The following is a 12,153-nucleotide window of genomic DNA, read 5'->3' as shown; positions in this document are numbered from 1 at the left end:
AATGAGTGCACGGTTGCTGCAGAGGGCTTGGGTGGCCAACAAAGGGCCCAAACAAAAACGCCAGATCACGTTGGGCCGAGGCCCGGATCTGGCGTGGCATGCATCACTTGCGCAGGCCCAGTCGCTCAATCAGCGTGCGGTAGGCCGGTAGGTCTGTGTTTTTAAGGTAATCGAGCAGCTTTCGCCGACGACTCACCATCTTGAGAAGACCCCGACGGGAGTGGTGGTCTTTGGCGTGGATCTTGAAGTGGGCCGTGAGTTCATTGATGCGGGCAGTGAGCAGGGCCACTTGAACTTCGGGCGAGCCGGTGTCGGCCGGGGCCCGTTGGAACTGCGAAACGATCTCAGACTTGGGCAAATGTGCAACGGTCATGGCAAAAACCCCTGGAAAAAAGGATTGAACTTGCGGACACGCCTGCCGGGCGCGCCGTGCGAGTGAAACCGCTTGATTTTACTGGATTTCCTGCATCCAGACAAGCCTGGCCTAGGGCTGCTGCGGATTCACCCTTGGCTCTGCTGCCAGCCGGTTGAGGGCATTGAGATAGGCCTTGGCCGAGGCCACCACAATGTCGGGGTCTGAGGCCATCCCATTGACAATTCGCCCCCCCTTGGAGAGCCGCATGGTGACCTCTCCCTGGGATTCCGTGCCCGTCGTGATGGCATTGACCGAGAAGAGCAAGAGCTCTGCACCGCTCTTGACCTCCTGCTCAATGGCCTTGACGGTGGCGTCAACGGGGCCATTGCCGTTGGACTCCGAGCGGACCTCCTGGCCCGAGACCGAGAAGACCACCTTCGACATGGGCTGCTCCCCCATCTCGGAGTGCTGGGACAGGGACACGAGCCGATAGCGCTCCGCGCTGGGCTCTTGCTCCCCCGAGACAATGGCATGGAGATCCTCATCGAAGATCTCCGTCTTTCGGTCTGCAAGGGCTTTGAAGCGGGCAAAGGCATCGTTGAGCGCCTGCTCCCCATCCAACTCTATGCCAATGGCATGAAGGCGCTGTCGGAAGGCGTTTCGGCCAGACAACTTCCCCAACACGATGCGATTGGCCGTCCAGCCGACATCCTCCGCACGCATGATCTCGTAGGTCTCGCGGTGCTTGAGCACACCGTCTTGGTGAATGCCGGACTCGTGGGCAAAGGCATTGGCGCCCACGATGGCCTTGTTGGGCTGCACCGGATACCCGGTGATCTGGGAGACCAGCCGAGAGGCCGGAACGATCTGACTGGTGTCGATGCCAGAGTCGCAGCCGAAGACATCTCGGCGGGTCTTCACGGCCATAACAATCTCTTCAAGGCTCGCGTTGCCGGCCCGCTCGCCCAGGCCGTTGATCGTGCACTCCACCTGCCGGGCGCCAGCAAGCACTGCTGACAAGGAGTTGGCCACGGCCATGCCAAGGTCGTTGTGACAATGGGTGGACCAGACCACCTTGTCTGCGCCAGGGGTCTTGGCGATGAGCTGCGACATTCGATCGCCCCACTGTCCTGGCACGCTGTAGCCGACCGTGTCGGGAACATTGATGGTGCTGGCCCCGGCCTTGATCACTTCGCCAAAAATACGAACGAGGAAATCGATGTCTGACCGAACGGCATCCTCGGCAGAAAACTCGACATCGGATGTGTAGGTGAGCGCCTGCCGGACTGCCGCAATGGCCGCCTCGACCACCTGATCGGGGTTCATGCGCAGCTTCTTCTCCATGTGGATCGGGCTGGTGGCAATGAAGGTGTGAATGCGCTTGCGGGGCGCCGGTGCAACGGCCGTGCCGGCCCGCTCGATGTCTTGAGAGGTGGCACGTGCCAATGAGCAGACCGTGCTGTCTTTGATGGTCTCTGCCACGGCCCGCACCGCCTCGAAATCGCCGGGGCTTGCGGCTGCAAAGCCGGCCTCGATGACATCGACCTTCAGCCGCTCGAGCTGCCGGGCAATGCGGACTTTTTCGTCCTTGGTCATGGATGCGCCGGGGCTCTGCTCACCGTCACGCAACGTTGTGTCGAAAATCACCAATTGATCAGCCATCATGAGGCTCCTTGAGCAACAAATTCGAGATAGGGGTTGGTCCGCTGTGTTGAACCGGCGCGGACAGCCGGAGGGGGTCGATGGTTAGCGCCCGGGGCGCAGTCGACCCAGGGATAGATGCTCAAGCAGGCCACGAGGGCAAGACGACATCGAGTTCATGATGCTCATACTATAAATCTTTTGAATCCGATTCAACAAATAAATCACCGCCACGCCCTTTGGCTCTGCGCCAGAAAAACAACACATAACCGGAGAGTGCATAGGCCGCCACCGCCAGAAAAAGCATGCTCGGGGGGTCTTGGGAGACCAGCACCAGCACCAAGGCCCCCAAGGCCACGAACACGAACGGCACACTACGCCGCAGGTTGATGTCCTTGAAGCTGTAGAAGGGCACCATGCTGACCATGGTCACGCCTGCATAGAGGGTCACGCCCCAGACCAGCCAGCGAAGATCGGCTGCGCTATAGGTGATGAAACGCGCCTCGTGGAGATCGGTCACCAGCCAAATCAGGCCCGCGACCAAGGCCGCAGCGGCAGGGCTGGGCAAGCCCTGAAAGAAGCGCTTGTCTACCACACCGATGTTGGTGTTGAAGCGGGCCAGCCGCAGGGCCGCACCCGCCACATAAATGAAGGCCGCCAGCCAGCCAAGCTTGCCCATGCCTTGCAGGGCGTAGACATAGGCCACCAGGGCGGGTGCCACACCGAATGACACCATGTCGGCCAGGCTGTCGTAGTTGGCGCCGAAGTCGGAGGTGGTGTTGGTCAGGCGGGCCACACGGCCGTCCAGGCTGTCGAGAACCATGGCCACAAAGATGGCCACCGCGGCCTGTGCGAACTGGTTGTTCATCGCCATGACAATGGCGAAGAAGCCGCTGAACAGGCAGGCGGTGGTGAAGAGGTTTGGCAGCAGGTAAATGGACTGCCGACGCCTCGGGAGCATGGGGCGGGTCATGCGGGGGCCGGCCAACGGGCCAAGGCCGTGCTGTGGGCCGACACTTTTTGATCCAGCATCACCAACGGTTCGCTCCCCAACGGAAGGTAGACATCAACCCGCGAGCCGAATCGAATAAAGCCATAACGGGCTCCTCGGCGAAGGCTGTCTCCCTCTTCCACATAACAAAGGATACGCCGTGCCACCAGGCCAGCGATCTGAACGGCTGTGAGGCGACGGCCTTGGTCGTCTTCCATCACGATGGCATTGCGCTCGTTCTCGGCCGACGCCTTGTCGAGCGCTGCATTGACGAACTGACCGGGAAAGTACTGAACCTGGCAGACGCGGCCGGCAATGGGGGCGCGATTCGAATGCACGTTGAACACATTCATGAAGACGCTGATCTTCAGTGCGGGTTCGCCAGAAAGGGGGTCTGCCTCCGGGCCGACGAAGACGATGCGGCCATCGGCAGGACTGGCGATCGCATTCGGATCAGACGGGCCGACCCTTGGAGGGTCTCGGAAGAACTGAATCACGAAAATGGCCACGACCCAGAACGGAACCGACCAGAGCCCCGCATCAAGGGCCGTGGCGATGATGGCGGCCGCCACGGCCAGGAAGGAGTAGAACCACCCCTCTCTGGCCAGCAGCGGATGGGGATAGCGATCGACGTCCATCAGTTGCGGGTCTGATCCACCATCCGGTTGGCGCGAATCCAGGGCATCATCGCCCGAAGCTTCTCGCCGACCTGCTCAATCTGGTGCTCCGCCATGAGCCGACGACGCGACTGCAATGTTGGCGCACCGGCCCGGTTCTCCAGAATGAATTCCTTGGCATATTCCCCGGTCTGAATGCGCTCCAAGGCCAGCTTCATGGCCGCCTTGGCCTCGGGACCCACCACTTTGGGGCCTGTCACGTACTCGCCAAACTCCGCATTGTTGGAGATGGAGTAGTTCATGTTCGCAATGCCACCTTCATAGATGAGGTCGACGATGAGCTTGAGCTCGTGGAGACATTCGAAGTAGGCCATCTCGGGGGCATAGCCCGCCTCGACCAGGGTCTCAAAGCCAGCCTTGATGAGCTCCACAGTGCCACCGCACAGCACGGCCTGCTCACCGAAGAGGTCGGTTTCGGTCTCTTCCCGGAAGTTGGTCTGAATAATGCCGGCCTTTCCACCACCGATGGCACTGGCATAGGCCAGAGCAATGTCGCGGGCATGGCCCGACTGGTCCTGGTGGATGGCGATGAGGCAGGGAACACCGCCGCCCTGGGTGTAGGTCTGGCGAACGGTGTGGCCGGGGGCCTTCGGGGCAATCATGATGACGTCGAGGTCGGCCCGAGGGGCGACCTGGCCGTAGTGCACGTTAAAGCCGTGGGCAAAGGCCAAGGCGGCACCCTGCTTGATGACCGGTGCGATGTCTGCCGAATAGACCGAGGCAATGGTTTCGTCGGGCATAAGCAGCATGACCAGGTCTGCGCCTTCGACCGCAGCACGAACCTCGGCAACCTTCAGCCCAGCCTTCTCGACCTTGGCCCAGGATGGCCCACCTTTTCGAACACCGACCACGACATTGACACCGCTGTCGTTGAGGTTCTGGGCATGGGCATGGCCCTGAGAGCCATAGCCGATGATGGCAACCTTCTTGCCCTTGAGCAGCGACAGGTCACAGTCTTTGTCGTAAAACACGTTCATTTCATTTCCTTTCAGACGCGGAGCACACGTTCACCACGGGCAATTCCGGAACTGCCCGTTCGAACCGTTTCGAGGATGGTGCCCTCCTCTAGGGCCTCGATGAAGGCATCGAGTTTGCTGCCGTCTCCGGTCAGCTCAATGGTGTAGGCCTTGTCGGTGACATCAATGATTCGGCCACGAAAAATATCTGCCATGCGCTTGATCTCCTCGCGCTCCTTGCCCACTGCCCGGACCTTGATGAGCATGAGCTCGCGCTCCATGTGAGGAAACTCGTTGAGATCGATGACCTTCACGACCTCAATGAGGCGATTCAGATGCTTGGTGATCTGCTCGATGACATCTTCGGAGCCGCGGGTCACGATGGTCATTCGGGAGAGCGACTGGTCTTCGGTGGGTGCCACCGTAAGGGACTCAATGTTGTAGCCACGCGCGGAGAAGAGGCCCACCACGCGTGAGAGCGCACCGGGCTCGTTCTCGAGAAGTATGGAAATGATGTGTCTCATGTCGCGCTCCATCAGAGGTCTTCTGCACCGAGGAGCATCTCGGTGAGGCCCTTGCCTGTCTGAACCATGGGCCAGACGTTCTCGGTCTGATCGGTAATGAAGTCCATGAAGACCAGCCGATCCTTGAGCGCCAGCGCCTCTTTAATGGCGGGCTCCACGTCGGCCGGCTTGTCGATTCGCATGCCCACATGGCCATAGGATTCGGCAAGCTTGACGAAGTCAGGCAGGGAATCCATGTAACTCTCGGAGTAGCGCGAGCCGTATTCAATCTCCTGCCACTGCCGAACCATGCCCAGGTAGCGGTTGTTCAGGTTCAGCACCTTCACCGGGATGCGGTACTGCTGGCAGGTGGAGAGCTCTTGAATGTTCATTTGGATCGAGGCCTCGCCCGTGATGCAGACCACCTCGGCATCGGGATTCGCGAACTTCACACCCATGGCATAGGGCAGGCCCACGCCCATGGTGCCCAAGCCCCCAGAGTTGATCCAACGCCGAGGCTTATCGAAACGGTAGTACTGGGCCGCCCACATCTGGTGCTGCCCGACATCCGAGGTCACGAAGGCATCGCCATTCGTAAGCCGCCAGACCGCCTCCACCACCGACTGGGGCTTGATCACCTCGTCGCTGGCCTTGTAGGCAAGACAGTTGAGCCCGCGCCACTCGGTGATCTGCTTCCACCAGGCCTCGTATGGCTTTGCAGCGGGCTTGCTGCCAGGCGCCATGCCCTCCTTGAGAATGCCAATGAGGTCCTTCAAGACCTCGCGGACATCCCCAACGATGGGGAGGTCGACCTTCACACGCTTGGCAATGACCGACGGATCGATGTCGATGTGAACAATCTTGCGGGGGTTTTGGGCAAAGTGCTTCGGGTTGCCAATCACCCGGTCATCGAACCGCGCGCCCACAGCAATGAGCACATCGCAGTGCTGCATGGCCATGTTGCATTCGTAGGTGCCGTGCATGCCGGGCATGCCCAGGAACTTCGGGTCGCTGGCCTTGTAGGCGCCCAGGCCCATGAGTGTGTTGGTGCAGGGCGCGCCGAGAAGGTCAACAAGCTCGGTGAGTTCGTCCGACGCATTCGAGAGAATCACGCCGCCACCGGAGTAAACCATGGGCCGCTCGGCAGAGAGGATCATCTGCACGGCCTTTTTAATCTGACCAAGATGGCCCTTGACCACCGGGCTGTAGGACCGCATCGAGACCTCTTTGGGGTACTCGAACTTGCATCGATCGCGCGTGATGTCCTTGGGAACATCCACCAGCACCGGCCCTGGTCGGCCGCTCTGAGCGATGTGAAAGGCCTTCTTGATGGTGCTGGCCAGCTCTTTGACATCCTTGACCAAGAAATTGTGCTTCACACAAGGCCGTGTGATGCCCACGGTGTCGCACTCTTGAAAGGCATCCAGGCCGATGGCATGGGTTGGCACCTGGCCCGAGATGATGACCATCGGGATGGAATCCATGTAGGCCGTGGCAATGCCCGTGACCGCATTGGTCAGGCCGGGGCCACTGGTCACGATGCAGACGCCTGTCTTCTGGCTCGACCGCGAATAGGCATCGGCCGCATGCACGGCTGCCTGCTCATGCCGCACGAGGATGTGCTTGACCTTGTCCTGCTTGAAAATTTCGTCGTAGATGTAGAGGACGGCCCCGCCGGGGTATCCGAATAAATGCTCTACTTTCTCTTCCTGGAGGCAACGCACCAGGATTTCCGCGCCTGTGATGTCCATGTTGTTCGGTCCTAAACAGTTCTAGTGATCCCCACCCGTCGGTGCCATCGAGCAATCGACGACACAGACATCGAGCAGGGGCTTGAAGCTGATGGATCGGCGAGCCAAAAAGCCTTGTGGGCCGAGGCTCGACGCTTCAATCGGCAAGCCCAGGATGATAGTCGGGCCTTAAAAAAGGGTCAACTTGGCCGCGGACGTGGCACGTGGACGAGGCGGGTACGGGTGAGGAGGTCGTGGGCTGTCTGACGGTCTCGGCGGACCAGCGCAACGATCAGCCAGAGACCACTCACCAAGGACAGGCTGCCAACGAAGGCCCGGGAGAACGCCCGGAGCCGCGTGATCGGCCCCCCGGTGGCGGAATCCACCACCTGGAGCTGGAGTGTCTGCATGGGCAGTGTCACCCGGCCCAGGCTCCAGCCCCAGGCGAAGTAGCCGAGCAGCGTGAGGTAGAGCACCATCTGAAGCCCTACCCGCTTGCCCTGATCGGCATGGTCTGTCTGGCCCACCAGAAAGCTGTAGACAAAGGCCACCAACATCACGGGGCCAACCAGCAAGAAAAACTCGTAGCCCATGCCGACAAATCGGCGCCAGACAGAGGCATCCCTCGGCATGGCCTCGCTCAATGGACCACCCGCTCAAATGAGAACTGGCCGTCGTGGAGATCGACAGGCACGACATCATTCGGGCCAAACCGTCCCTCCAGAATGAGCCTGGCGATCGGGTTCTCGATCTGGGACTGGATGGCACGCTTGAGCGGACGGGCCCCGAAGAGCGGATCAAAGCCCACCTTGGCAATCTCATCAAGGGCCTCATCCGAGATCTCCAGGCGAAGGTCGCGCTGGGCCAGTCGAGCCCCCAGCCGCTCGAGTTGAATGCCCGCAATCTTGCGCACGTGGGTCCGGTCGAGCCCATGGAAGACCACGATCTCGTCGATGCGATTGATGAACTCGGGCCGAAAGTGCTGCCTGACCTCCTCCATCACGGCCGCCTTCACGGCTGCGCGGGGCGCATCGACAAGCCGCTGAATCTCCTGAGAGCCCAGGTTCGAGGTCATGACCACCACCGTGTTGCGGAAGTCGACCGTGCGGCCCTGCCCATCGGTGAGCCGGCCATCGTCGAGCACCTGCAGCAGCACGTGAAAGACATCGGGATGGGCCTTCTCCACCTCATCGAGCAAAATAACGCTATAGGGCTTGCGGCGCACCGCCTCGGTGAGGGTTCCGCCTTCCTCGTAGCCCACATAGCCCGGGGGCGCACCGATCAACCGCGACACCGAGTGCTTCTCCATGAACTCACTCATGTCGATGCGCACCAGGTGCTCTTCGGAGTCGAACAAGAACTGGGCCAGCGCCTTGCAGAGCTCCGTCTTGCCCACCCCAGTCGGGCCCAGGAACAGGAAGGACCCATAAGGCCGGTTCGGGTCGGACAACCCCGCGCGAGAGCGTCGAATGGCGTCGGCCACGAGGGTGACCGCCTCGTCCTGGCCCACCACCCGGTGGTGAAGGAAGTCTTCCATCTGCAGCAGCTTGTCGCGCTCACCCTGCATCATCTTGGAGACGGGGATGCCTGTGGCTCTGGAGACAACCTCGGCGATTTCCTCTGCACCGACTTGCGTGCGCAGCAGTCGGGCCCGCTGGCCTTCCCCAGGCTGGCCCGCAGCATCCGCCGCCTTGAGGCGTGACTCCAACTCCGGCAGCCGGCCGTACTGAAGCTCAGACACCTTCTGCCAGTCACCCTTGCGGGTGTGCTGCTCAATCTCCAGGCGCAGACGCTCGATTTCCTCTTTGATGTGCTGAGACCCCTGCACCGCAGACTTCTCAGCCCGCCAGATCTCTTCGAGGTCTGAGACCTCACGCTCGAGCCGGGCGATCTCTTGCTCAATGAGTTCAAAGCGTTTCTTCGAGGCATCGTCCTTCTCCTTCCGAACAGCCTCGCGCTCGATCTTGAGCTGGATCAGCCGGCGGTCGAGCTTGTCCATGACCTCGGGCTTGGAGTCGATCTCCATCTTGATGCGGCTGGCCGCCTCATCGATGAGGTCGATCGCCTTGTCGGGCAGGAAGCGGTCTGTGATGTAACGATTTGAGAGCTCGGCCGCCGCCACGATGGCCGGGTCAGTGATGTCAACGCCGTGGTGCAGCTCATACCGCTCCTGGAGGCCACGCAGAATGGCGATGGTTGCCTCCACCGTGGGCTCACCCACCAAGACCTTCTGGAACCGGCGCTCGAGGGCTGCATCCTTCTCGATGTACTTTCGGTACTCATCGAGCGTGGTGGCGCCAATACAGTGCAGTTCGCCGCGAGAGAGCGCGGGCTTGAACATGTTGCCGGCATCCATCGCGCCCTCGGCCTTGCCGGCCCCCACCATGGTGTGGATCTCATCGATGAAGACAATCGGATGCCCTTGGTCGCTCTCGGACATGGCCGCCACATCCTTGAGCACGGCCTTGAGCCGCTCCTCAAACTCGCCTCTGAACTTGGCACCTGCGAGCAGCGCCGCCATGTCGAGGGTGAGGACACGTTTACCCTTGAGGCCTTCGGGCACCTCTCCATTGACGATGCGCTGGGCAAGGCCTTCCACAATCGCTGTCTTGCCGACACCCGGTTCACCGATGAGGACAGGGTTGTTCTTGGTTCGCCGCTGCAGGATCTGAATGCAACGACGGATCTCATCGTCCCGGCCAATGACCGGGTCGAGCTTGCCCGCCAAGGCCCGCTCCGTAAGATCGACGGTGTATTTCTTGAGCGACTCACGCTGGCCCTCGGCCTCTGCATTGCTCACAGCCGCGCCACCCCGAACGGCATCGACCGCCATCTCCAGGCTCTTGCGGCTCACGCCCGCATCCCGCAGAAGCCGGGCGGCCTCGCCCTTGTCGTCGGCCAAGACCAGCAGAAAGAGTTCGCTCGCCAAGAACTGATCGCCTCGGCGTTGTGCCTCACGGTCTGTCAGGTTCAACAAACGAGTGAGCTCAGACCCAATCGTGACCTGCCCGGTGGCCTGAGACACATTCGGCAGACGCTCAAGCCCCTGGCGCGCATCTGCGACCAACTTCTGGACGTTGCCCCCTGCCCGTGAGAGCAGGGATCGACTGCCGCCCTCCGACTGCTCGAGCAGGGCAATCAGAAGGTGGAGGGGCTCGATCGATGGATTGTCCTGACCAATCGCCAGGCTCTGGGCGTCGGCAATGGCCTGCTGGAATGCTGTGGTGAGTTTGTCGAGACGCATGGGAACACTCCCTTCATGTGGTGGCGGACACAACCGCGATTGGAGAGTGAGGTGGGGGCGAACCCCCGGTTTTTCAAGGGGTCATCAGGAGGACCAGCGCTGCAGGGCGGTTGCATCGCTCACGCGGGCATCCACCCATCGTTCGCCATCGGGCGTGGACTCCTTCTTCCAGAAGGGCGCCTTCGACTTGAGGTAATCCATGATGAAGGCGCAGGCCTCCAGAGCAGCCTCACGATGCGCACTGGCCACGGCCACCAGCACGATCTGATCGGCGGGCAGCAAGGCGCCAATCCGGTGGACCACCCGAACACCCAGCAGCGGCCAGCGCGCCTCTGCCTGATCGATGATGGCCTCAATGCTCTTCTCGGTCATGCCCGGGTAGTGCTCCAGGACCATGCGGGCCACATCGGTGCCCTCGTTGAGGTCTCGAACCGTGCCAATGAAACTCGCCACAGCCCCGACCTTGCCGTTCCAATCCCCATTGGGCAGTCGGCGCAGGGCCTCGAGCTCGGCCTGGATGTTGAAGTCTTCGGCCTGAACCCGAACCCGGGGCCGATGGGAGGACGCCGACGAACCAGGCATGTGGCTAGCCCCCGGTCACCGGCGGGAAGAACGCCAGTTCATCGCCTGCACGCAACTCGTGGAGTTCATCCACGAGCTGATGATTCACCGCGGCGCGGGTGCGCTGTGCGTCTCGAAGGCCCCTGCTCCAGGCCTCCCCCCGATCAGCGAGCTGGCTGCGAACCTGTGCCACCTGAGTGCCAGGGGGCACGGCGAGGCGCTCCTGCTCCACGCCCGTGGACTCTCGCAGGCCCGCAAAGAGCCGAAGGGTGACGTCGATCGATGCGCTCATTCGATGATGCTAGGCCAGAAACATGGGAAACGGAAAGAACCGAAGCCGATCCCCCCGCGCAACTGCGGCATTCATGGGCACTTCCAGAAGCCCCTCGGACTCAGAAATGGACGACAAGATCTGTGAACTCTGCCGAGCATGGAGGACTGCATGCCCGGACGGATCGATGCTGGCGCGGAGGAACTCCTGGCGCGCGTCGGTGGTGGGCTTGTCAAAGCCGGCTGGCACCCAGACCGCCCGTGGCAACACATCCGCCTGGCCGGAGGCCTTGAGCAGGAATGGGCGCACCAACAAGACAAACGTCACCCAGGCCGAGACTGGATTGCCAGGCATGCCCAGAAAGGCTGCACGCCCCACCCGGCCGAATGCAAAGGGCTTACCGGGCTTGATGGCGATCTTCCAGAGGTCGAGTGTGCCCTCCGCGGTGACCGCCGACTTGATGTGATCCTCTTCGCCCACCGAGACTCCGCCGCAGGTCAGCAGGACATCGCACTTTTGACCACCTTCGGAGAGTCGACGCCGGGTGGTCTCGAGGCAGTCCGGCAGGGAGCCTAGGTCTTCCACCGACAGGCCCATGCCCTGAACGAGGGACATGACCATGGGCCGATTGCTGTCGTAAATCTGGCCTTCTCCCAACGGTTGACCTGGCTGACGCAGCTCATTGCCGCTGGAGAAGACGCCCACCCGAAGCCTTGTGCAGACGTCCAGCTCGGCCAGTCCAATCGAGGCCAACAGCCCGACGTCGGCCGCCGAGAGTCGACGGCCCGCAGGCAGCACCACCTGACCGACCTGCAGATCACCGCCGGCCGGTCGCACGAACTGCCCAGAGGCCGCGGGCCGGTGAAAGCGAACCTGGCCGTCACCGAGGGTTTCGGTGTCCTCCTGCATGACGACCGCATCGGCCCCCGCAGGGATGGGGGCACCTGTGAAGACGCGCGCTGCGGTCTGGGGAAGAAGCGGTGCTGCCACTGCACCGGCCGGGATGCGCTGGGACACCGTCAGGACAGTGCCTGCCTGGACCTCGCTGGACCGCACGGCAAAGCCGTCCATCTGGGCGTTGTCGAAAGCCGGCACCGCAAGCGGCGACGTGATGGTCTTGGCCAGAATGCGGCCCAGCCCAGACGCGGTAGGAATCTGCTGGGCCTGCGGGGGCGGCCCGGACTGCGCCAGAAGCCAGTCCATGGCCTCAGTCAGCGTCTTCAC

Annotated in this window: 12 protein-coding genes; all 12 read right to left on the bottom strand. The window is 61.8% G+C overall.

Annotation, left to right across the window (positions count from 1 at the left end; genetic code table 11):
* Positions 1-103: 103 nt before the first annotated feature.
* Positions 104-373: a 30S ribosomal protein S15 gene (gene rpsO, locus AC8GDA_RS04790; protein WP_506555409.1), complete on the bottom strand. Its 270-nt coding sequence runs from the start codon at positions 371-373 to the stop codon at positions 104-106.
* A 111-nt stretch (positions 374-484) separates the two neighbouring features.
* Positions 485-2,017, bottom strand: coding sequence for a 2-isopropylmalate synthase (locus AC8GDA_RS04785; RefSeq protein ID WP_506557196.1), 1,533 nt, complete (start codon positions 2,015-2,017; stop codon positions 485-487).
* 169 nt (positions 2,018-2,186) lie between these two features.
* Complete coding sequence (pssA, locus tag AC8GDA_RS04780) at positions 2,187-2,969, bottom strand: CDP-diacylglycerol--serine O-phosphatidyltransferase (RefSeq protein WP_506555408.1); 783 nt, start codon at positions 2,967-2,969, stop codon at positions 2,187-2,189.
* The gene (locus AC8GDA_RS04775) at positions 2,966-3,625 is read right to left on the bottom strand and encodes a phosphatidylserine decarboxylase (protein WP_506555407.1); all 660 of its coding nucleotides are present in this window, start codon (positions 3,623-3,625) and stop codon (positions 2,966-2,968) included. The genes pssA and AC8GDA_RS04775 overlap by 4 nt, the downstream gene beginning before the upstream one ends.
* Positions 3,625-4,641: a ketol-acid reductoisomerase gene (ilvC, locus tag AC8GDA_RS04770; protein WP_506557158.1), complete on the bottom strand. Its 1,017-nt coding sequence runs from the start codon at positions 4,639-4,641 to the stop codon at positions 3,625-3,627. The genes AC8GDA_RS04775 and ilvC overlap by 1 nt, the downstream gene beginning before the upstream one ends.
* Positions 4,642-4,652: 11 nt before the next feature.
* Complete coding sequence (ilvN, locus tag AC8GDA_RS04765; protein ID WP_506557157.1) at positions 4,653-5,144, bottom strand: acetolactate synthase small subunit; 492 nt, start codon at positions 5,142-5,144, stop codon at positions 4,653-4,655.
* 11 nt (positions 5,145-5,155) lie between these two features.
* Entirely contained in the window at positions 5,156-6,874 is a 1,719-nt protein-coding gene (locus AC8GDA_RS04760; RefSeq protein WP_506557156.1) for an acetolactate synthase 3 catalytic subunit, read from the bottom strand.
* 179 nt (positions 6,875-7,053) lie between these two features.
* The gene (locus AC8GDA_RS04755) at positions 7,054-7,485 is read right to left on the bottom strand and encodes an RDD family protein (protein WP_506557155.1); all 432 of its coding nucleotides are present in this window, start codon (positions 7,483-7,485) and stop codon (positions 7,054-7,056) included.
* Positions 7,486-7,493: 8 nt separating this feature from the next.
* Complete coding sequence (gene clpB / locus AC8GDA_RS04750) at positions 7,494-10,097, bottom strand: ATP-dependent chaperone ClpB (RefSeq protein ID WP_506557154.1); 2,604 nt, start codon at positions 10,095-10,097, stop codon at positions 7,494-7,496.
* Between the two features lie 84 nt (positions 10,098-10,181).
* Positions 10,182-10,679 carry a molybdopterin synthase catalytic subunit MoaE gene (gene moaE / locus AC8GDA_RS04745; protein WP_506557153.1) on the bottom strand — a complete coding sequence of 166 codons (498 nt, stop codon included), beginning with the start codon at positions 10,677-10,679 and terminating at the stop codon, positions 10,182-10,184.
* A gap of 4 nt (positions 10,680-10,683) precedes the next feature.
* Positions 10,684-10,950 carry a molybdopterin converting factor subunit 1 gene (moaD, locus tag AC8GDA_RS04740; RefSeq protein ID WP_506557152.1) on the bottom strand — a complete coding sequence of 89 codons (267 nt, stop codon included), beginning with the start codon at positions 10,948-10,950 and terminating at the stop codon, positions 10,684-10,686.
* A 9-nt stretch (positions 10,951-10,959) separates the two neighbouring features.
* Positions 10,960-12,153 carry a molybdopterin molybdotransferase MoeA gene (locus AC8GDA_RS04735; protein ID WP_506557151.1) on the bottom strand — a complete coding sequence of 398 codons (1,194 nt, stop codon included), beginning with the start codon at positions 12,151-12,153 and terminating at the stop codon, positions 10,960-10,962.

This window comes from Hahnella aquatica (SeqCode), assembly GCF_965194505.1.
Lineage (GTDB): Bacteria > Pseudomonadota > Gammaproteobacteria > Burkholderiales > Burkholderiaceae_A > Hahnella > Hahnella aquatica.
This window is presented reverse-complemented; position numbering and strand designations above follow the sequence as displayed.